The sequence below is a fragment of the Hymenobacter sp. ISL-91 genome, assembly GCF_018613725.1.
GTDB lineage: Bacteria > Bacteroidota > Bacteroidia > Cytophagales > Hymenobacteraceae > Hymenobacter.
The window spans coordinates 276,174-297,561 of record NZ_JAGGPS010000026.1 but is presented as its reverse complement, the minus strand read 5'-3'; the positions used below and the strand labels follow the sequence as shown (position 1 = coordinate 297,561).

The 21,388-nt window shown below is 57.9% G+C and carries 17 protein-coding genes, 1 tRNA gene and 2 pseudogenes; 4 read left to right on the top strand and 16 right to left on the bottom strand.

What is annotated here, in order from left to right; all coding sequences use genetic code 11:
• Positions 1–262: 262 nt before the first annotated feature.
• The gene (locus J7E24_RS11725) at positions 263–526 is read right to left on the bottom strand and encodes a hypothetical protein (RefSeq protein ID WP_215138307.1); all 264 of its coding nucleotides are present in this window, start codon (positions 524–526) and stop codon (positions 263–265) included.
• A gap of 152 nt (positions 527–678) precedes the next feature.
• Complete coding sequence (gene holA / locus J7E24_RS11720) at positions 679–1,755, bottom strand: DNA polymerase III subunit delta (protein WP_215138306.1); 1,077 nt, start codon at positions 1,753–1,755, stop codon at positions 679–681.
• A 196-nt stretch (positions 1,756–1,951) separates the two neighbouring features.
• Between holA and tyrS the strand changes: the two genes are divergently transcribed.
• Positions 1,952–3,274 (top strand): tyrosine--tRNA ligase, encoded by a 1,323-nt coding sequence (tyrS, locus tag J7E24_RS11715; protein ID WP_215138304.1) that lies wholly within the window; start codon positions 1,952–1,954, stop codon positions 3,272–3,274.
• 243 nt (positions 3,275–3,517) lie between these two features.
• Here tyrS and J7E24_RS11710 read toward each other — a convergent pair.
• Both J7E24_RS11710 and J7E24_RS11705 read right to left on the bottom strand, forming a co-directional pair.
• A pseudogene (locus tag J7E24_RS11710) lies at positions 3,518–3,685 on the bottom strand (histone H1); the annotation flags it as partial.
• 240 nt (positions 3,686–3,925) lie between these two features.
• Complete coding sequence (locus J7E24_RS11705) at positions 3,926–5,176, bottom strand: aminotransferase class I/II-fold pyridoxal phosphate-dependent enzyme (RefSeq protein ID WP_215138299.1); 1,251 nt, start codon at positions 5,174–5,176, stop codon at positions 3,926–3,928.
• Positions 5,177–5,511: 335 nt separating this feature from the next.
• Here J7E24_RS11705 and accC point away from each other — a divergent pair, with 335 nt between their 5' ends.
• Positions 5,512–7,026: an acetyl-CoA carboxylase biotin carboxylase subunit gene (gene accC, locus J7E24_RS11700; RefSeq protein WP_215138298.1), complete on the top strand. Its 1,515-nt coding sequence runs from the start codon at positions 5,512–5,514 to the stop codon at positions 7,024–7,026.
• 661 nt (positions 7,027–7,687) lie between these two features.
• Here accC and bshB1 read toward each other — a convergent pair.
• The 8 genes from bshB1 to J7E24_RS11660 form a co-directional block, all read right to left on the bottom strand.
• Positions 7,688–8,407 (bottom strand): bacillithiol biosynthesis deacetylase BshB1, encoded by a 720-nt coding sequence (gene bshB1, locus J7E24_RS11695; protein ID WP_215138296.1) that lies wholly within the window; start codon positions 8,405–8,407, stop codon positions 7,688–7,690.
• Positions 8,408–8,561: 154 nt separating this feature from the next.
• The gene (locus J7E24_RS11690; protein WP_251047158.1) at positions 8,562–9,695 is read right to left on the bottom strand and encodes a M23 family metallopeptidase; all 1,134 of its coding nucleotides are present in this window, start codon (positions 9,693–9,695) and stop codon (positions 8,562–8,564) included.
• Between the two features lie 126 nt (positions 9,696–9,821).
• Complete coding sequence (trxB, locus tag J7E24_RS11685) at positions 9,822–10,766, bottom strand: thioredoxin-disulfide reductase (RefSeq protein ID WP_215138294.1); 945 nt, start codon at positions 10,764–10,766, stop codon at positions 9,822–9,824.
• 212 nt (positions 10,767–10,978) lie between these two features.
• The gene (locus J7E24_RS11680) at positions 10,979–11,842 is read right to left on the bottom strand and encodes an RNA polymerase sigma factor RpoD/SigA (protein ID WP_092770389.1); all 864 of its coding nucleotides are present in this window, start codon (positions 11,840–11,842) and stop codon (positions 10,979–10,981) included.
• A 144-nt stretch (positions 11,843–11,986) separates the two neighbouring features.
• Positions 11,987–14,146, bottom strand: a complete 2,160-nt coding sequence (gene pnp / locus J7E24_RS11675; RefSeq protein ID WP_215138292.1) for a polyribonucleotide nucleotidyltransferase — start codon at positions 14,144–14,146, stop codon at positions 11,987–11,989.
• A 193-nt stretch (positions 14,147–14,339) separates the two neighbouring features.
• On the bottom strand, positions 14,340–14,615 hold the full coding sequence (rpsO, locus tag J7E24_RS11670) for a 30S ribosomal protein S15 (protein ID WP_215138290.1): 276 nt from the start codon (positions 14,613–14,615) through the stop codon (positions 14,340–14,342).
• Positions 14,616–14,822: 207 nt separating this feature from the next.
• Positions 14,823–16,256, bottom strand: a complete 1,434-nt coding sequence (locus J7E24_RS11665) for an LptF/LptG family permease (protein ID WP_215138288.1) — start codon at positions 16,254–16,256, stop codon at positions 14,823–14,825.
• Positions 16,257–16,371: 115 nt separating this feature from the next.
• Positions 16,372–16,785: an START-like domain-containing protein gene (locus tag J7E24_RS11660; protein ID WP_215138287.1), complete on the bottom strand. Its 414-nt coding sequence runs from the start codon at positions 16,783–16,785 to the stop codon at positions 16,372–16,374.
• Between the two features lie 136 nt (positions 16,786–16,921).
• Between J7E24_RS11660 and J7E24_RS11655 the strand changes: the two genes are divergently transcribed.
• Together J7E24_RS11655 and J7E24_RS11650 are read left to right on the top strand one after the other, a co-directional pair.
• Positions 16,922–16,995 (top strand) — tRNA-Met (locus tag J7E24_RS11655).
• Positions 16,996–17,172: 177 nt separating this feature from the next.
• The gene (locus J7E24_RS11650) at positions 17,173–17,598 is read left to right on the top strand and encodes a hypothetical protein (RefSeq protein WP_215138285.1); all 426 of its coding nucleotides are present in this window, start codon (positions 17,173–17,175) and stop codon (positions 17,596–17,598) included.
• Between the two features lie 119 nt (positions 17,599–17,717).
• Here J7E24_RS11650 and rplT read toward each other — a convergent pair whose 3' ends face one another.
• From rplT to thrS, 4 genes and pseudogenes are all read right to left on the bottom strand, one after another.
• Positions 17,718–18,062: a 50S ribosomal protein L20 gene (gene rplT / locus J7E24_RS11645; protein WP_092770401.1), complete on the bottom strand. Its 345-nt coding sequence runs from the start codon at positions 18,060–18,062 to the stop codon at positions 17,718–17,720.
• 159 nt (positions 18,063–18,221) lie between these two features.
• Entirely contained in the window at positions 18,222–18,416 is a 195-nt protein-coding gene (gene rpmI / locus J7E24_RS11640; protein ID WP_019946659.1) for a 50S ribosomal protein L35, read from the bottom strand.
• 228 nt (positions 18,417–18,644) lie between these two features.
• Positions 18,645–19,202, bottom strand: a pseudogene (infC, locus tag J7E24_RS11635) (translation initiation factor IF-3); the annotation flags it as partial.
• A gap of 198 nt (positions 19,203–19,400) precedes the next feature.
• Positions 19,401–21,350, bottom strand: a complete 1,950-nt coding sequence (gene thrS / locus J7E24_RS11630) for a threonine--tRNA ligase (RefSeq protein ID WP_215138282.1) — start codon at positions 21,348–21,350, stop codon at positions 19,401–19,403.
• Between the last annotated feature and the right edge of the window lie 38 nt (positions 21,351–21,388).

The following is a 21,388-nucleotide window of genomic DNA, read 5'->3' as shown; positions in this document are numbered from 1 at the left end:
ATGCGCAGCAACCGCACCAGCGCCGGCACCGACCGCTTCCTAAAAACCGTGGACGCCGCCCAGGTGCAGGGCCAGGTAGATGTGCTCACGGCCGCGCTGGCCGGCATTGCCGCTCAGCGGGCCACGCTCAGCGCGTAGCGGGCACCCCGCAAAACAAACCCACCCCAACGCCTGGCGTCGGGGTGGGTTTGTTTTGCGGGGTGCCCCTCCCGGCGCCCGGCTCTGGCGGGCGTGTGGCACCCACCCGCACCCTGCGCGGCAGTCACCCTATGCGCACCAGCGTCACCTCGTCGCGGGTGAAATCGAAGCCTTTTTTGTCGATGCGGCCCCGGCACATCACCACGCCGGGCGGGGCCAGCTTGCCTTTTTGGTCGGCCTCGGTGGCGGCCTGGCCGGTTACGTCCACGGTGGCCACCAGCTCGCCGTTGCGGCGCAGCTCCCAGGGGCCGGGCCGCAGGGTTTCGGTTGGGTAGCCCACCAGCAAGGTTTCCTGGGGCGAAATGGCAATGATGTCGAGAACCTGCATGGGAAAAAGTTGATACGAGTGGCAAGGTAGCACCCTGCTTAGTATCGAGCCCAAGCCCCCGGGCTGAAGCCCTGGGCTAGTCAGCAGGTAGTTCTGGTTCTGCTGCGCTCCGTAGCCCAGGGCTTCAGCCCGGGGGCGTTGGGCGGGCGGCCCTACCCCGTTACAGCGTGCAGCGGTACGGGGTGCAGCACCAGCCACACCAGCTCGCGCAGGATTTCGCCGTCGCTCATCGAGCCCGATTCTATTCCCTTGCTCTGGGCATCGGCGCGGCGAATGAGGTGCACGATGTCGCGGCAGCGGCCGAAGTCGAACACCTTGAGGCCGGTCTGGTAGTCGCGGCGCTGGATGGGGAAGCGCAAACCCATTTTCAGCCAGTCGGCCTCGCTGGGGTTGGGCAACTGGTGCAACGCCAGCAGCCGCGAGAAGAAGTTGAATAGCAGCGTGAGGTTGGGGATGATGGGGTTGTTTTTGGGGTTGGCCTCGAAGTAGAGCAGGATGCGGTTGGCCTTGAGCACGTCGCGCCGCACCAGCGCGCTCTGCAGCTCGAAGATGTTGTACTCCTTGCTGATACCCACCATGCGCTGCACCAAGTCTTCGTCGATACTGTGGCCGGGCAGCAGGTTGAGCAGCATCTTGTCCACCTCGTTGGTGAGCCGGCTCAGCTCGCCGCCGATGTATTCGGCCAGCATAGCGGTAGCCTGGGGCGTCATCTGCTGGCCTTTCGAGCGCACGTACTGGCTGAGCCAGGGCGCTACCTGGTTGTCGTACAGCTTTTTGCTGGTCAGCAGCACGGTGCCGGCCGGGGCGGCCGTTTTCTTGTCGCCGGCCAGCAGCTTGCCCAGTTTTTTGCGGGCGTCGAGGGTTTTGTGCTTGTAGCAGAACACCAGCACGGTGCTTTGCAGCGGGTTTTTGAGGTAGGCTTCCAGAAACGGCCAGGCTTTCTCGCTTTCCAGATCGGCCACGGCCTGCGCCTCTTTCACAATGACCACCGAGCGCTCAGCCATCATCGGGTAGCGCTTGGCCTGGCCCAGAATGCCGGCCACATCGGTATCCTTGCCATAGAGTACCACCTGGTTGAAGCCCTTATCAGCCTCGGGCAGCACGTGCTTTTCGAGCAGATCGGCCACCAGATCGATGTAGTACGGCTCCTCGCCCTGCAGGAAGTACACGGGCGCAAACTGCCGCTGCTTAAGCTGCGCCAGGATTTCGTCGGGCGTGAAAACAGGCATAAAGAGTTGTCAGTTGGTTGTTGTCAGTTGTCAGGCTCCTGCGTGCACTTCCGAAAGCCCGCCCGCCAGTCGTAACAAAGGTACCGCCGAGCCGCTACCTTTGTGCCCTGCGCCGGAACTTCGCACCGCGGGCACCCCGCCCCGGCGCGGTTTTACCTGCCTGACAACTGACAACCAACTCCTGACAACTCCCTCCATGGACCTGATTGACGAACTGCGCTGGCGCGGCATGTTTCACGACATGATGCCCGGCACCGACGAGCACCTGCGCCAGAATGCGCCCATCAGCGGCTACATCGGCTTCGACCCCACCGCGCCCTCGCTGCACATCGGCAACCTGGCCACCATTATGCTGCTCGTGCACCTGCAGCGCGCCGGCCACCGCCCAGTAGCCCTGGTGGGCGGCGCCACCGGCATGATTGGCGACCCCTCGGGCAAATCGGCCGAGCGCAACCTGCTCGATGAGGAGGCCCTGCGCCGCAACCAGGCCGGTATTCGGGCCCAGCTGGAGAAGTTTCTGGTGTTCGACGATTCGCCCACCGGCGCGCTGGTCGTCAACAACTACGACTGGTTCAAGGACTTCGGCTTCCTGGGTTTCCTGCGCGAAGTGGGCAAGCACCTGACGGTAAACTACATGATGGCCAAGGATTCGGTGAAGCGCCGCATCAGTGGCGACGAAAACTCGGGTGCCGAGGGCCTGAGCTACACCGAATTCAGCTACCAGCTACTGCAGGGCTACGATTTCGTGCACCTGTTCCGCACCTACGGCTGCACCCTGCAAATGGGCGCCTCCGACCAGTGGGGCAACATCACGACCGGCACCGAGCTCATCCGCCGTATGGGCACCGCCGAGCTGGAAGAAGGCGCGCAGCAGCCCGCTAAAGCCTACGCCCTCACCGGCCAGCTCATCACCAAGGCCGACGGCACCAAGTATGGCAAGAGCGAAACCGGCACCGTCTGGCTCGACGCTTCGCTGACCAGCCCCTACCAGTTCTACCAGTTCTTCCTCAACGCCGCCGACGCCGATGTACCCCGCCTCATCCGCGTCTTCACGCTGCTGACCCAGCCTGAAATTGAGGCCCTCGAAGCCGAGCACGCCGAGGCTCCGCACAAGCGCATTCTGCAGAAGGCCCTGGCCGAGCAGGTAACCACCCGCGTACACGGCCAAGCGGCCTACGAAGCCTCCCTGGCGGCCTCGCAGGTGTTGTTCGGCGGTGGCGAGCTGGCCTCGCTCGATGAGGCCACCCTGCTCGACGTGTTTGCCGGTGTGCCCCGGGTAGAAGTGCCCCGCACCGCGCTGGCCGATATGAACGTCGTCAGCCTGCTGAGCGAGGCTACCGGCGGCGTCATCTTCCCCTCCAAAGGCGAGGCCCGTAAGATGATGCAGGCCGGCGGCGTGAGCCTGAACCGCGAAAAAGCCAACCCCGAGCAGCTGGCCACCGACGTAACGCCGCTGCTGAATCAATACATCGTGGCCCAGAAAGGCAAAAAGAACTACTTCCTGCTGAAGCTGGTGTAGACTTTAGCGTCTGGTGCTTTGAGAATAGTGCGTAGGTCGTTTCTATAGGAAGGACCTACGTACTATCCTCAAAGCTCGAAGCACAAAAAAGAGGCCCCGCCGAAATTCGGCGGGGCCTCTTTGCGTATACCAGCGGCCGCAGAGCGGCCAGGCTACTTACTTCTTCTTGGCAGGAGCAGCCTTCTTGGCGGCACCGGCGGCCGGAGCAGCCTTTTTGGCAGCAGCCGGAGCAGCAGGAGCATCGTTCTTCTTGTTCTGCACCTCGGTGCGGATTTCCTGGGCCATGTTCTTCAGCTCCTGCATGCCTTTACGCACGCGGGTACCAGCGGCCGAGTTCTGCTTGTCGTAGAACTTCTCGAAGTCACCTTCGAGCGACATTACGAGGTCCTTCAGTTTGCTAAAATTGCTCATTGGGGAGGGGGTATGTGGTGTGGAAGAGAAAAGATTCGGTCCCAATATACAGGGATTTCAAATACAAGCAACTTGCAAAGTTTTTTTCTTAAACCCCCATAACGGCCCTATGAAGGCGTTTTTAGTCTAATCGCCCTCCCATCCGCCTCCGAAGAGCAACAGACGCCTCTTTATAAAGTACAAAACATAAAAGCCAGCTTCCGGGGCAGAAGCTGGCTTTTGCATTTAGGCGGGGCGAAGCTACTCTGTCAGCCAGACAGGCGCTTCCGTTTTGGAATAAAGCCCTTTTGCGAGCTTTTCCTGCACAATTTCAAAGGCTTTAATTGTCTGCTCCACGTCGTCGAGTGTGTGCACGGCCGTTGGAATGAGGCGCAGCATGATGACGTCTTTGGGCACCACTGGATATACCACGATAGAGCAGAAAATGCCGTAATTCTCGCGTAAATCGAAGGTTATCTGCACCGCATCGCCAATCTGGCCAGCCAGCATCACGGGGGTTACGGGCGAAGAAGTAGTGCCCAGGTTGAAGCCTTTTTCGCGCAGACCGGTTTGCAGGGCCCGAACAATGGTCCAGAGGTTATCCTTCAGCTCAGGCTTGGTGCGTAGCAGCTCCAGGCGCTTCAGCGCCCCCACTACCAGCGGCATGGGCAGGCTTTTGGCGAAAATCTGGCTACGCATGTTGTAGCGCAAATATTCAATTACGTTCTCGGGGCCCGCTACAAACGCGCCAATGCTGGCCATGCTCTTAGCGAAGGTCGAAAAATAAAGGTCGATGCCGTCCTGCACGCCCTGTTCTTCGCCCGTTCCAGCGCCCGTAGCGCCCATCGTGCCGAAGCCGTGGGCATCATCAACGAACAGACGGAACTGGAATTTCTCCTTCATTTTGAGCACCCCGCGCAGGTCGCCCTGGTTGCCCGACATACCAAATACGCCCTCGGTGATAACGAGAATGCCGCCGCCGGTCTGGTCGATGATGCGCTGGGCGCGCTCCAGCTGCTTTTCGAGGCTGGCCATGTCGTTGTGCACGTACACAAAGCGCTTGCCCGCATGCAGGCGCACGCCATCAATGATGCAGGCGTGCGATTCGGCGTCGTACACAATCACATCGTGGCGGCCCACCATGGCATCAATAATCGACACTACGCCCTGGTAGCCGAAGTTCAGGAGCATGCAATCGGGCTTACCAACGAACTCGGCCAGCTCGTTCTCCAGCTGCTCGTGCAGGTTGGAGTTGCCCGACATCATGCGCGCCCCCATGGGCAGAGCCATCCCGAATTCGGCGGATGCCTCAGCATCGGCGCGGCGTACCTCGGGGTGGTTGGCCAGGCCCAGGTAGTTGTTCAGGCTCCAGGTTAGTACCTCCTTACCGCGGAAAATCATGCGGGGCTTGATTTCACCTTCCAGCTTAGGAAAAGCGAAATAACCGTGTGCATAATGCGAGTGGGAGCCCAGCGGGCCGCGGTTGGCGGCAATCTTTTCAAATAGATCCACGAGGGAACGGGTTGAATGTGAAATGGAATCGACGGGGTTGATTGCGACCTTAACCGCCGGAATATGTGCAAAGTTATGGCAATCCGCAAAGGTAACCCTTCGCCACAAGGTATCCAACGCTAATGGAATTCGCGCTACCCGTTTTTTGGTGCGCCCGGAAGGTCGTTTCTTTGGGTATCAGAACGGCCTCATTTGCCAAAAACAGCCTGTCATCCTGAGCGCAGCGAAGGACTTTTTCAGTTAAGAGCGAATTCTACCCTTATCATTCCAGTGGGATAAGGTCCTTCGCTGCGCTCAGGATGACAGCTATTTCCACGCCCCACCCCTCCCACCTCATGACGAAAATCAAGAAGCTTCTCGTAGCCAACCGTGGCGAAATTGCGCTGCGCGTGCTGCGCTCGGCCAAGGAACTGGGCATCCAAACCGTGGCCATCTTCTCGGAGGCCGACCGCAACGCCCTGCACGTACGCTACGCCGACGAGGCCGTGTGCGTGGGCCCGCCCGCCAGCAAAGACAGCTACCTGCGCGGCGACAAAATCCTGGAAGTCTGCCGCGAGCTGGGCGTCGATGCCATTCACCCGGGCTACGGCTTCCTGAGCGAGAATGCCGACTTTGCCCGCCAGGTGAAGGAAGCGGGGCTGATTTTTGTGGGCCCTTCGCCCGAGGCCATGACCATCATGGGCGACAAGCTCTCGGCCAAGCAGGCCGTGCAGGCCTATAATATTCCGTTGGTGCCTGGCACGGCCGAGGCTATTTCTGATGTAGAAGAAGCCAAGCGCATTGCCAGCGAGGTAGGTTTCCCGATTCTGATTAAGGCCTCGGCCGGCGGAGGCGGCAAAGGCATGCGCCTCGTCAACTCAGAGAGCGAGTTCGAGGAGCAGATGCAGCTGGCCATCAACGAGGCCGTATCGGCCTTCGGCGACGGGGCCGTGTTCATCGAGAAGTTCGTGACCGGGCCGCGCCACATCGAAATTCAGGTACTCGGCGACGAGCACGGCAACATCGTGCACCTGTTCGAGCGCGAGTGTAGCATTCAGCGCCGCCACCAGAAGGTGATTGAGGAAGCGCCCTCTTCGGTGCTTACGCCCGAGCTGCGGGCCGAAATGGGCCGCTGCGCCGTCGACGTGGCCCGCGCCTGCAACTACGCCGGCGCTGGCACCGTGGAGTTTCTGCTCGACGACAAGCACAACTTCTACTTCCTCGAGATGAACACCCGCCTGCAGGTGGAGCACCCGGTAACCGAGCAAATCACGGGCCTCGACCTGGTAAAGGAGCAAATTCGGGTGGCCGAGGGCCAGCCCCTGCCCTTCTCGCAGGAAGACCTCACAATTACCGGCCATTCGCTGGAGCTACGCGTGTACGCCGAAGACCCGCAGAACAACTTCCTGCCCGACATCGGCACCCTCACCACCTACGTGCGCCCTCAGGGCCCCGGTGTGCGCGTGGATGACGGCTTCGAGCAGGGCATGGACATCCCGATTTACTACGACCCCATGATTGCCAAGCTGGTGGTGCACGGCGCCACCCGCGAGGAGGCTATTGCCCGCATGCTGCGCGCCATCGAAGAGTACCAGATTACCGGCATCCAGACCACGCTGGCCTTCGGAACTTACGTGCTCAACCACCCCGCCTTCGTGAGCGGCCACTTCGACACCAACTTCATCCGCGACCATTTCCCGGCCGACGCCCTGCAACCCGCCGCTCCCGATGAAGCCACTGCCCAGGTAGCCGCCGCGCTGGCCGCCATGCTGCTAACCGAAAAGAAGCCCGGCGCTACCACAGCCGCCACCTCGGAAGCTACACCCGCTACCGGCTCGGCCTGGAAGCGGAACCGGTTGGGCGTGCGGTAGAGGGCTTTTATAGGTATGGCTGACCTGCTGTATGGGGTAGCTTACAAGCGCGGCGGTAAATATGCCTGAAAACCTATCTTTGGTAAAGTCTGGTGTAGGGTGTTGGCTGGTATTGGAGAATAGCTTATCTACCAGTTAATAGATCAACTACTGTCTTTGCTATCAGTCCGAGGATGATGAGCAAGATAACCCAGTGAAATACGGGGTCCTTTAATGGGTTCGTAGACGACAAAAAGGGTGGTGCAGGTTCTCCCAAAGACTTCCAGTATAGTCGGTTTGAAACCACTACAAAGGGTAACCCTAAGAGAGTTGGTAACGCGAGACTTAGTAGCCAAAGGCCCCATTCTACGTCCACATACATTGCTGCTATTAACACCAGGATGCCCCCACCAGAGAAGACACCTATTATAGATAAGCCAAGGGGCGCTAACACTTGCACCATTTCCCTGATAAGGTTTGGTCGTGCTTTCTTTCTCTTTTTAAGAATGTAGTTAATTGCGAGTATTTGTGGTATCCAGAGGACAAAAGCTAGTATCCAGACGATGTTACTATCACTGATGCTTCTAGCAGTCGAATACAGTAATAGAGGCGGATACATCAACAAGAATTGTGATAAGATTGTAAGCTCCCCCATACAGTAGGCCAGCAATACCTATAGAGGCTAAATCAGTTCCGTGACCTCGCGCACGCCAATAGGCCGCTCGCGGGTGAAGCCTTCACCGTACTCAGTACCAATGAGGTGGCCGAACTCGCGGGCCCGGGCTTCCATAAAGTCGCTGAAGGCCGGCGTGGAGAGGTAGGTGGCCGGCTCCTGGCTGTTGGGGTCGTGGAACTGGGTTTTGTAGGCCTGGATGGACTCCCACTTCTTGGGCCAGTAGTCCGTAATGTCTACTACAAAATCGGGGGAAATCTGGCGGTCCTGGATGTAGTGGTACACCACGCGGGGGCGCCAGGGAGCCTGGGGCTGGCCGTCTTCGCCCAGCGTTTCAATCATGCGCAGGCCACTCAGGAAACAGGCTTCGGTGGCCAATTGGGCGGCGCGGCCATGGTCGGGGTGCCGGTCGTGGATGGCGTTGCACAACACCACATCGGGCTGGTAGCGGCGCAAAGCGGCAATAAGTACCAGCTGGTGCTCCCGGTCGTTGCGGAAGAAGCCGTCGGCCATGCCCAGGTTCTCGCGTACATCAAGGCCCAGGATGGTCGTGGCCCGTGCCGATTCCTCGGCCCGGGTCTGGGGCGTGCCGCGGGTGCCTAGCTCGCCGCGGGTGAAGTCGATGATGCCAATGGTTTTGCCCGCCGCTGCTGCTGCCAGCAGCGTGCCGGCGCACGACATTTCCACATCATCGGGGTGGGCCCCAAGAGCCAATACGTCAAGTTTCATTAGGTATCTGAGTTAACTGGGAACTGAGAGATTAGAAAAATGTCATTCGTAGCGTAACGAAGAATCTCGCGTGCTGACGGTGCGAAGTAACCCAATGTCAGCACGCGAGATTCTTCGCTACGCTCTGAATGACGTTTCTATACTCTGCTGGGTGTTACTTAATGCGCAGCACACGGCCGATGCGCAACGTGCCGGTGCTGCTGTTCAGGCGGCGCAGCTGGGCCTGCGAAACGCCGTACTTTTGGGCGATACCCGAGAGTGTTTCGCCACTCCGGATCTTGTGCGTTATCACCCGGCGGGCCTGGGTGGGCCGCGCCTTGCTGCTACTGGCTGCCCCCGGCACACTACCGCCCCGGTACCGAAGCGACTTACTGTAGTAGTCGAATAGCGCCGAGGTAATCTGAAAATTGTCCTTGATGAGCTTGTAATCAGGGAAGTCGTACAGCTCGTTGGGGTTGATGGGGTTGCCCTCATAGCGCACCTCAAAGTGCAGGTGCGAGCCGCTGCTGCGGCCCGTGTTTCCTCCCCAGCCTATCAGCTGCCCCGCCTTCACAAAGGTACCAGGTGTTACTAGCGCCTTCTGCAGGTGGCCATACAGGGTTTCGATGCCGTTGTAATGGCGCACCAGTACGTAGTTGCCGTAGCCGCTGCCGTCCCATTTCACCAGGCGCACCACGCCATCGAAAGCGGTTTTCACCGAGTCGCCGGTGTTCAGGTCGAGGTCGGTGCCGTAGTGCCAGCGGTAGCCCCGAAAGCCGAAGCCCGAGGTAATGGGCGTTTTGGTGAGCGGCATTTTGGCGTAGCGCTGCTTCTCGGGCTCAATAAGCCGCAGGTTAAGCGTGTCCTTGATGCGGCGCCCATCCACCCGGTACGGGTTGATGTTCTGCGTGTCCCAGATGGCATAGTAGCCGGCCACCTGAATCCAGCTGGAATCAATCTGCACCTGCTCCTTCACCTCCACAATATGCTGTTCGCCCTCGTTGAGTGTGGTCGTATCCTCACTCACGATGGAGAGCTTGCGGGCCGGGTTAAAGAAAATGGACTTGGCCGCTTCAGAGTTATCGTCGGGTAGCTCCTCCGTCTGGATGAGCACCGTCGTATCGGGCCGCACATAGCGGATGGTGGGCGTTTTGATGCGAAAAAAGTCCTTGCGCTTACCGGCGTCGCCGGCTTTGGGCTTGGAAGTGGCGGGCACTTTGCGCCGCTGGGCCAGCAGCTGGCCGGGCAAGCCTAAAAACAGCCCGATCAGTAGCAGCGGCAGCAGCCAGTGTCTAACAAAATTCAGCAAGAGCAAAAAGTTAATAAGTGAAAGCGTGGAGAAGCGAATGAGTGCGTGCAGCAGAGTAAACGCCCCACCCAACCAACTGGTATATCCGGCCGGCTGTACATTAACTCATTCACTCCCCCACAGTAATTAGTCGCCCAAGGCAGCCAGATAGCGTTCGGCGTCGAGGGCAGCCATGCAGCCGGTACCGGCCGCCGTCACGGCTTGGCGGTAAGTGTAGTCCTGCACGTCGCCGCAGGCAAACACGCCGTCGACGTTGGTTTTGCTGGTGCCGGGCAACGTTTTGAGGTAGCCCTGCTCGTCGTGGTGCAGGTAGGGCTGGAAAATTTTGGAGTTCGGCTCGTGCCCGATGGCAACAAAGAAGCCCTCAATGGCCAACTCGCGGGTCGTGCCTTCCACTACGTTCTTCACCCGTACAGCCTCCACGGCGTGCTCACCCAGAATTTCGTCGGTTACCGTGTTCCACAACACCTCAATTTTGGGGTTGTCGAGCACGCGTTTCTGCATGATTTTCGAGGCCTTCATCTCGCCCTTGCGCACAATCATGTACACTTTCGAGCAGAGGTTGGCCAGGTAAGTAGCCTCCTCGGCAGCCGTGTCGCCGGCCCCTACAATGGCCACGTCTTTGCCACGGTAGAAGAACCCGTCGCACACGGCACAGGCCGATACACCCGAGCCGTTGAGGCGCTGCTCGGAGGGCAGCCCCAACCACTTGGCCGACGCGCCGGTGGCAATAATAACGGTGTCGGCCGTCAATTCCAGCTTCTCATCAACCGTGATGCGGCGCGGGTGGGCCTCAAAGTCAACAGCCGTGGCAATACCGTAGCGAATGTCGGTACCGAAGCGCTCGGCCTGCTTTTTCAGGTCCTCCATCATCTCGGGGCCCATCACGCCGTCGGGGTAGCCGGGGAAGTTCTCCACGTCGTTGGTGATGGTGAGCTGCCCGCCAGGCTGCAGGCCCTGGTACATGACGGGGTTGAGGCCGGCACGGGCGGCATAAATGGCAGCGGTGTAGCCGGCCGGACCGGAGCCAATAATCAGGCAGTGGATGTGTTCAGGAGTGGTAGTGGCCATACAGTATGTAGCGGCGGCAGGCCGGGCCCGCGCCGGGATGAATAAAGGTTGGGGCTACAAAGGTAAGAAGCCCGGACGGTTGGGTTGTTTTGAAAGAACACTCCTGCCATACTTCGCAACTCATAACAGACGAAGAATGGGTAAGACATGCTCTAGTACAACAAAAAACCCCAACCAGCGGGTCAGGGTTTAATGCTTGCAGGAGTAAAAAATTACCCCAGATACGGCTTCAACGCTTTGCTGCGCGAAGTGTGGCGCAGACGGCGAATGGCCTTCTCCTTGATCTGCCGAACCCGCTCGCGGGTCAGGTTGAACTTCTCACCGATTTCCTCCAGCGTGAGCGAGCTTTCACCGTTCAGACCAAAGTAGAGCGTGATAACGTCGGCTTCACGCTTGGTGAGGGTGCTTAAGGCACGCTGCACTTCCTTGCGGAGCGAGTCGTTCATCAGGCCCATGTCGGGGCTTTCCTCGTCCTCGTTTTCGAGTACGTCGAGCAGGCGGTTTTCCTCACCTTGCACAAACGGAGCATCTACTGATACATGGCGGCCCGAAATCTTGAGCGTGTCCACCACTTCCGAGGTAGTCAGCTCCAGTACTTCGGCAATTTCCTCGGGCGAAGGCTCGCGCTCAAATTTCTGCTCCAGCTCCGAGAACGACTTGCTGATTTTGTTCAGCGAGCCAACCCGGTTCAGAGGCAAACGCACGATGCGCGACTGCTCGGCCAAAGCCTGCAGAATCGACTGGCGAATCCACCAAACGGCGTAAGAAATGAATTTGAAGCCCCGGGTTTCGTCGAAGCGCTTGGCGGCTTTAATCAGGCCAAGGTTGCCCTCGTTGATGAGGTCGCCCAGGCTCAGGCCCTGGTTCTGGTACTGCTTGGCCACCGACACCACGAAGCGCAGGTTGGCTTTGGTCAGTTTTTCCAGCGCCAGCTGGTCGCCTTCCCGGATGCGTTGCGCCAGCGTTACCTCCTCGTCGGGGGTCAGCAGGTCCACTTTGCCAATCTCCTGGAGGTATTTATCCAGCGACTGGCTTTCGCGGTTGGTAATCTGCTTGCTGATTTTTAACTGTCTCATTGCGGGCGCGAGAGAATGAAATGATGAATGCTTGTGCTTGTTAACGTCGATTTTGATTCGTCGGGCGAATCCGCCCGTTCAACGGGCACCGGGCTCAGTTTAATGCAACGGCCCGGTACCCGCTAAAGTTCGGTGCAGGCGGTATTAAGCCGCGCCGTTGGAGTCGGCCGTACGCTCCGGCTTCGCCATGAGCACTTTCCGCGAGAGGCGGTATTTGCCGGTTTTCTTGTCGATATCAAGCAGTTTCACGTCAATCTCCTGCCCTACTTCCAGCACGCCTTCCAGCGAAGCCAGCCGCTCGTGCGAAACCTCCGAAATGTGCAACAAGCCATCTTTGCCCGGCATAATTTCCACGAACGCGCCGTAGGGCTGAATGCTGCGCACTTTGCCTTTGTAGGTTTCGCCTACCTCGGGCGTGGCCGCAATGGCATTGATGCGGTTGATGGCAGCCTGCATGTCTTCCTGATTGGAAGCGTAGATGCTCACATGGCCCTTTTCGTCCTTCTCCTCGATGATAACCGTAGCGTTGGTATCCTTCTGAATCTGCTGGATAACCTTACCGCCGGGTCCGATGACGGCGCCGATGTACTCCTTGTCGATCAGCATCTTGTGCGAGCGGGGCGTATGCGGCTTCAACTCGGCAGCAGGGGCCGAAATGGTCTTGGCCATCTCGCGCAGAATGTGCAGGCGGCCTTCGCGGGCCTGATGCAACGCGGCAGTCATAATCTCGGCGCTCAGCCCCTGGATTTTGATGTCCATCTGGCAGGCCACGATACCTTTCTCGGTGCCGGTTACCTTGAAGTCCATGTCGCCGAGGTGGTCCTCATCGCCCAGAATGTCGCTCAGCACGGCGTACTCGCCGGTTTCCTTGTCCTGCACGAGGCCCATGGCAATGCCCGAAACGGCAGCCCGCACCGGAATACCGGCGTCCATGAGCGCCATCGAGCCGGCGCACACCGTGGCCATCGACGACGAGCCGTTCGACTCCAGAATATCCGACACGATGCGCACGGTGTAGGGGTTCTCGTCGTCCGAAGGCATCACCTTCTTCAACGAGCGCAGCGCCAGGTTGCCGTGGCCGATTTCGCGGCGGCCGGGGCCGCGGTTAGGCTTCACCTCACCGGTCGAGAAAGCCGGGAAGTTGTAGTGCAGCATGAACTTGCTGTAACCCGACGTCATGGCCGTGTCCACAATCTGCTCATCGAGCTTGGTGCCAAGGGCGACCGTGGTCAGCGACTGGGTTTCGCCGCGCGTGAACAGGGCCGAACCATGGGCGCCGGGCAGATAGTTGATTTCGCTCCAGATAGGACGAATCTGGGTTAGGGCGCGGCCGTCGAGACGGGTGCGCTCCTTGATCATCATGTCGCGGATGCCTTTCTTCTCGGCCGAAGCGTAGTAGCGACCGAACATTTTCTGGTCGAGCTCAGGATTTTCTTCGAGCAGCTTAGCCAGCAACGGCTTCTTGATGGCACCAAACGCCTCCTTACGACCGGCCTTGCTGGTGTTGCCCGACTTGGCTACATCGTAAGCGCCCTGGTAAACTGCGTCGTTAATTTGCTGCTTCAGCTCCTCATTCTCCACGTACTTGGGGTAGTCGCGCTTTACTTTCGACTTCTCCACTTCGGCGGCCAGTTCCTGCTGTACGCGCACCTGCTCTTTAATGGCCTCGTGGGCGTAGGCAATGGCTTCCACCATTTCCTCTTCGCTCACCTCGTCCATTTCGCCTTCCACCATGGCCACCGAATCAGCCGTGGCACCCACAATCAGGTCGATGTCAGCGCGGGCAATATCAGCAGTCAGGGGGTTGATCTGCAGTTTGCCGTCGATGCGGGCCACGCGAACCTCCGAGATAGGGCCGGCGAACGGAATATCCGAAATCGAGAGAGCCGCAGAAGCAGCCAGCGCCGCCAGGGCATCGGGCTGCACAGTGCGGTCGGCCGAAATCAGCGTAATCATTACCTGCACCTCGTAGTGATAATCCTTGGGGAACATCGGGCGCAGAATTCGGTCGACGATACGGCAAACCAGAATTTCCTGATCCGACAGGCGGCCTTCGCGGCGCTGGAATGAGCCGGGAATGTTGCCGGCACCGCCGAACTTCTCCTGATAGTCAACCGACAGGGGCAGGAAATCCACCTCGCCGCGCGCGCTGGGCTGCGACACAACGGTGGCCAGCAGCATGGCGTCGCCGAGGCGCACCACTACGGCGCCGTCGGCGAATTTGGCCAGCTTGCCGGTTTCGAGGGAAATCTGCCGACCGTCGGGCAGCGTGATATGCTTGGTAATGGCGTGGTAGTTGGGCATCGGGGTGCTTTAAGGGAAAGCGTGCAGCGGGCGAGCAGCCGAAAAAACCGGACCGGCAATGGCCCCGTTTTGCTCTAAAAAAAGATGTATCGGAGGGTAAACAACAAAACCGGCGGAATGATGCAGCCGGCTTGGCACAAAAAAAGAGCAGGGAACCTTCCGGTTGGAAGGCTCCCTGCTCCGGAAGGTGAGCTTACTTACGCAGGCCCAGTTCCTTGATGATCGCGCGGTAGCGGTTGATGTCGCGCTGCATGAGGTAATCCAACATGCGGCGACGCTTACCTACGAGTTTGAGAAGACCCAAACGGGTCGAGAAATCCTTTTTGTTCACCTTCAGATGCTCAGTCAGGTGCGCAATACGATGGGTAAACAACCCAATTTGCGACTCGGCCGAGCCAGTGTCGTTGGAGGTTTTCTGCAGGCTGTTTTTCTCGAAAATGGCCTGTTTTGCTTCGGTAGTCAGAATCATCGGCAGATAGGTTGCCCCGTCTTAGATTAAAAAAAGAAAAGAAAATCCACCCCGCACCTCGGGGTGGCCGCAAAGGTACATATTTAATGCGGTGGAATGCGCATAACACGCAGTAATGTAAAAAAGCATGTTGCAGTACAGGCACAACTACGGCACTCCGCCTCACCTACCCTTCTTTAGCTCCGCACATTCAACCCACACCACATGCTACAGGGCCTTCTTGTAGCCACGCAGGGGCCAGCGTAGCCAGCGCGGCACCAGCCGGCTCCAATTCACATCAAGCAACCCCGAATCGTGGCGGGCCTGGTAGAGAAAGAACAGGCCAATAGGGAGCAGAATGGCGCCCGACATCCACATACCGATGGCAACGGGCATAACCTGCTCGCGGCCGTACTTCTCGCCCATAATCGAGAAGACGTAGTAGATGATAAAAAACACAATCGAAACCAGAATGGGCACGCCCAACCCACCCTTCTTGATAATGGCCCCCAACGGTGCCCCAATCAGAAACATAAGCAGAATGGCGGCCGACTGGGTATACTTCCGGAAAACTTCGATCCGGTAATTGGCCGCCTCCTTGGTCAGATTCGCTATACGCTCATCAGTTGTGGTCAGAAACGACTGCACGTTGCGGGCGCGGTTGATGGCCTGCTGGGTAGTGGCTTTGCTGGCGGGTGGCAACTTAGTTGGAGGCACAACCCAGGTTGCCACGCGCTGGTCGGCCACCACTCCCAACGTATCGAGGCGCAGGTAGCTGTAATAAGGCGTCAGCTGGCGCACCACCTGCCGGCGCTCCTGATTTACCCGGTTCTGGAGCGAGTCGGTGTAATGGCCCAGCTGGTCCAGGTTGAGCATCATCTTGTTGGTATTGAAAAGCTCTTTCTGGGTCCGATCAAGGCCAAACGACTTCAGGGAAAACGTAATCAGGTTGCGGTCGAAGTTTTGGCGGATAAAGCTGGCGCCGGCCGTACTCTGGGTGTTGGGCTGCTCGGTATAGGAGCGCCCCCGAAACAGCTCCAGACCCAGGTACTGCCCTCCAAAGCGGGTAAACATGCGGCCCGAGTCAGCCAGAATTACGGTACTGCCCCCCCGCCCGCCGGTGTGGTCGTAAATCATCACGCCCATTAGCACGTCGCCGTTCTTACCCTGCTTTTCGTCTACCTTAATCGTGAAACCGGGAATACCGTTATAGAACACCCCCTCGCGGATGTCAAGGGCCAGTTTCTGCTGCCGCACATCCCACAGCAAGCTGAAAGCCTCCAGGTTTGCCAGTGGCACAATGGTGTTGTTGAACCAAAATGCCCCGCCCGCCAGTAGCACGCTTACGACCAGCACCGGCCGCAAGATGCGGGTGAGCGAAATGCCAGCCGTTTTAATGGCTGTCAGCTCGTGGTGCTCGCCCAAGGTACCAAACGTCATCAGCGACGAGAGCAACACGGCCAGCGGCAGCGAGATAGGCACAATCAGCACGCCGAAGTAAAACAGCAACTGCAGAATTACGCCCAGCCCCAGATCCTTGCCCACCAGATCGTCCATGTATTTCATCATGAACTGCATCAGGAAGATAAACTGCACTACGGCGAAGGTGAGCAGAAAGGGCCCGGCGAAGGCCTGCAAAATCAGCTTGTCAAGTTTTTTCATAAAAAGCAACCGCCCGCCCTTAGTCCGGCGGACTAAAACATAACGGGGAGCAAACGCAAAACGAAGATACGGCTCGTTTCGCGTCTGCTCCCCGGTTTAAAGGCCATTATCTGGCTTAGCCTCCCACTTGTTCGCGGAGTTTCTGCATCAAGCCGGCCCACATTTCCTCCAGTTCCTCCGTATCCGTTTCCTCCGAGTAGTCCACCACACGCAGGTACACTTCTTGTGTTAGCTGCGACTCCTCAATCAGGAAGTCCAGGTAGTTGGCATCGGCCACCGTCTGGCGGCGCTCATCCAAAAAACAGAAGCGCACCGAGCGGTTGGTGCGGTGCGAACTCATCTCGGCATAGTGCGACTGGTTGTCCCACACGAAGTTGAACTGTTGGGCACCTTCCATCTGCACGCGCTGGCAAAACCACTGTTCCAGGCCCGAAGCCGTCGCCAAGTAGGGATATAGGATTTTGGGTGAGGCATTGATAGGGTGTTCTACCGAAAAACGGTGTTTTTGACGAGTAGTAGAAAGGGACATAAGCAGTACAGCGTAAAGAATTTAGGGTCGGAGCGCCGCTTGACTGCTCCTCCGGCAGCCAATATACGCGGGTTTTTTTTCCTTCCCCCCTTGCGTCGCTTCAAATCTTGTGCCTACCTTTGCACCACCAAAACAGGGCGGGATAGCTCAGTTGGTTAGAGCACAGGATTCATAACCCTGAGGTCACGAGTTCAACTCTCGTTCCCGCTACATACCTAAAACCGCGTCGGAAATATTCCAACGCGGTTTTTTGCTTTTCTGGCTGCCCCTTCGGCACCCCTCACCCACATCCCGATTTGCTTTGCCAAAAACGCCGCTAACCGACGATTTATCAGTATTCGTCTAAATAACTAGGAGGTTGAGCGAGAATTACGCTCCTTTGAGTCTATGCGGCAGCAATTCAACACGAACTCTGGTACCACGTTTCTATTAACTGAATTCGATGAGCAGAATAACTGGATTTACAACGATTGGCAGGGTCTGCTAACGCTGGAATCCATTCAGGAAGGCTCTGGTGGCATCCTGCAGCTCTTGCAGCTCACGCATTGCCCCTATATGCTAACTGACAACCGCCGTTTGCTTGGCTCGTGGAAACACGCCAACGACTGGCTGGAGCAGGTCTGGATACCGCAGGCCCTGGCCGCTGGCATGACGTACTATGCCCATGTTATTGCACCCGGCGTATTCGGGCAGGCCTCGGTAGAGGATATGCACTTGCGCGTGGGGTCGCATTTGCACCTGCAGCTATTTGAGCACATGGAGGAAGCCGTTGCTTGGTTGCGCGAAATGCAGCGGCTGGAGCGGGCAACATAGCCCCAGCGCTCCAGTACCGGCGCACTGACTTCCCTCTTGCAAGGTTTTCGACATAAAAGACAACAAAAAAGCGGCTGCTCCAGAAGGAACAGCCGCTTTTTTGAAAAAACCGCTTGTGGTTATTTCATTTTCTCCACGATGCCTTTGAAAGCCTCGGGGTGGTTGAGAGCGAGGTCGGCCAGAACCTTACGGTTGAGTTCGATACCAGCCTTCTTAAGGCCACCCATGAACTGGGAGTACGACAGGCCATGCTCGCGGGCGCCGGCGTTGATACGCTGGATCCAGAGGGCCCGGAACTCGCGCTTCTTTACTTTCCGGTCGCGGTAGGCGTAGAGAAGACCTTTCTCAACAGCGTTTTTGGCAACGGTCCATACGTTTTTGCGACGGCCATAATAGCCTTTCGCCAAACGCATGATTTTCTTCCGACGGTGGCGCGAGGCCGCGTGGTTTACACTTCTTGGCATAACCTGGGTTGTTTTTGGCGGTCGGCGGCGGACTTACTGCCGCAGCTTGGGTTCCTACCGAACGCCTGGTTGAATGGGGAATTTTGAATTAAAAATTATAAATTTTGAATTACTCAGGAGCAAATCCCCTATTCATAATTCAAAATCTAAAATTCATAATTACATGTTAAGCATGTCCTTCACGCGGTTCATGTCGGCCGAGCTAACCAGCGTAACGTGCGTAAGGTTACGCTTCTGCTTGGTGGTTTTCTTGGTCAAGATGTGGCTCTTGAAGGCGTGCTTACGCTTGATTTTGCCCGTGCCGGTCAGCGTAAAACGCTTCTTGGCGCCGGACTTGGTCTTCATCTTCGGCATTGTGGTGGTAAAAAAAGGTGAAAAATGCGGCGACCGGCTGCCTAGGGCCGGTACACCAGCGAAAAAACGGAGCAAAACTCCACTGTGAAAGCGTTATTCGGCCGCCTGATCGGCAGCGTCGGTTTCGACCGAAGCTGTTTCCTTGGCTTTGGCAACTGGTGCCGGGGCAGCAGTTTTGGCAGCTTTATCGGTTGACTTAGCCTTATCAGCCTCTTTGGGAGCGACTTTTTTGGGCGGCGCAACCACTTTTGGAGCCAGATACAGGAACATGCGCTTGCCTTCAAGCTTGGGCAACTGCTCTACTTTGGCCAAGTCTTCGAGAGCCTGGGCAAACTTGAGCAACAGGATTTCGCCCCGCTCCTTGAAAACGATGCTTCGGCCCACAAAATGAACATAAGCCTTGATTTTCGCGCCTTCCTTCAAAAACTCCTGCGCATGCTTGAGCTTGAAAGCGAAGTCGTGGTCGTCGGTGTTGGGTCCGAAGCGGATTTCCTTGATGACAACCTTGGTTTGCTTGGCTTTCAACTCACGGGTTTTCTTCTTCTGCTCGTACTTAAATTTCGAGTAGTCGATAACCCGGCACACCGGAGGCGAAGCAGTGGGCGAAATCTCAACTAAGTCCAGGTTTTGGTCCTGCGCCATGCGCCGGGCCTGATCCGTGGTATAGATGCCTTGCTCCACGTTGTCGCCAACGAGGCGCACTTCACGTGCCGTAATCTTATGATTGATTTTGAACGGCTCCTCGACCTGGGCACGAGGGATATAGCGGCGGTTAGGGGTAGCTATGGCGGTTTCTCCTTAAGGTGAAAGTCGATTTTGACTGGAACTGTAACCACACCGGGCGGACCCAATGAGTTCAGCTAGCGGGCAAATATCCGGCATTTTTTCCAAAATCTCACTAAACCCTATATAAAATAAGGCCTCCATAAGTAGAAAAAAGCCATGTTGGCGGGGTTCAGCAAGTAGCTGAACCCCGCCAGCGGACTACCCGGCTGCGCCGTCCATCATGGCGGCTACTTGGCTTTCGAAGCTCTTGATGAACGAGTCGATGGGCATCGAGCCTACGTCGCCTTCGCCGTGCTTGCGCACCGACACGATGCCGTTTTCCTGCTCTTTTTCGCCCACAATCAGCATGTAAGGCACTTTCGATACCTCGGCGTCGCGGATTTTGCGGCCGATTTTCTCGTCGCGGTGGTCGACGGCACCGCGTAGCTCGGCCCCCATCAGGCGGTCGTACACCTGCTGGGCGTAGTCATGGTACTTCTCCGAAATGGGTAGCACGGCGAACTGCTCGGGCGAGAGCCAGAGCGGGAAGTTGCCGGCGCAATGTTCGATGAGCACGGCCACGAAGCGCTCCAGCGAGCCGAATGGTGCCCGGTGAATCATCACCGGACGCTGGCGCGAGTTATCGGGGGCTACGTACTCCAGGTCGAAGCGCTCGGGCAGGTTGTAATCTACTTGCACCGTGCCCAGCTGCCACTTGCGGCCTAAGGCGTCGCGCACCATAAAGTCGAGCTTAGGGCCATAGAAAGCGGCCTCGCCCAACTCCGTCACGGTCGTCAAACCTTTCTCGGCGGCCGATTCAATAATAGCCTGCTCAGCCTTGTCCCAATTCTCATCGGAGCCGATGTACTTGGCCTTATTCTCTGGGTCGCGCAGGGAAATCTGGGCGGTGAAATCCTGGAATCCCAGCGCCCGGAATACGTAGAGCACCAGGTCGATAACCTTCGTAAACTCTTCCTTCACTTGATCGGGCCGACAGAAGATATGGGCGTCGTCCTGGGTGAAGCCGCGCACCCGCGTCAGGCCGTGCAGTTCACCGCTCTGCTCGTACCGATACACCGTGCCGAACTCGGCCAGGCGCACCGGCAGGTCGCGGTAGCTGCGGGGCTTGGTCTTGTATATCTCGCAGTGGTGGGGGCAGTTCATAGGCTTGAGGAAGAACTCCTCGCCCGGGTTCGGCGTCTTGATGGGCTGAAACGAGTCGGCGCCGTACTTCTCGTAGTGGCCGCTGGTTACGTACAGCTCTTTAGAGCCGATGTGGGGCGTTACCACGGGCTGGTAGCCGGCCTTGATTTGGGCCCGGCGCAGGAACTGCTCCAGCTTCTCGCGCAGCATAGTGCCCTTGGGCAACCACAGCGGCAGCCCCGCTCCTACTTTGTCTGAAAACGCAAACAGCTCCAACTCCTTGCCTAGCTTGCGGTGGTCGCGGCGCTTGGCTTCCTCCAGCTTTTCGAGGTACTCGGTCAGCTCCTTGGCTTTGGGGAAAGTGATGCCGTAGATGCGCGTGAGCTGCTTGTTCTTCTCGTCGCCGCGCCAGTAAGCGCCGGCGATGTTGAGCAGCTTCACGGCCTTGATGTTGGCAGTATCGGGCAGGTGGGGGCCGCGACACAGGTCTACAAAGTTGCCCTGCTGATAGAACGTGATAGTGCCATCATCGAGGCGCTCCAGCAAGTCCAGCTTGTAGGGGTCGGCCTTTTCGGTGAAGTAAGCAATAGCATCGGCCTTACTAACGGCCCGACGCTCAAACTTGCTTTTCTGGCGGGCTAGTTCCAGCATTTTCTTCTCGATTTCCGGGAAGTCCTCACTCGAAATGGTGCGACCTTCGCCTAAATCGATGTCGTAGTAGAAGCCGTTTTCGATGGCCGGACCGATGCCCAGCTTCACGCCGGGGTACAGGGCTTCGAGGGCTTCGGCCAGCACGTGGGCCGAGGAGTGCCAGAAAGCCATCTTACCATCTGCGTCGTTCCAGGTCAGGATGGCCACTTGGGCGTCGTGCTCGATGGGGCGGTGCAGGTCGCGCACTTCGCCATCAACGCGCACGCCCACGGCGTTGCGGGCCAGGCCTTCGCTGATAGCGGCGGCAACATCGTAGCCCGTGGCGCCATCTACAAACTGGCGCACCGAGCCGTCGGGGAGGGTGATATTCAACATAAAAAAGGGAGCGTAATGGCTATACAAACAGCCGTGAG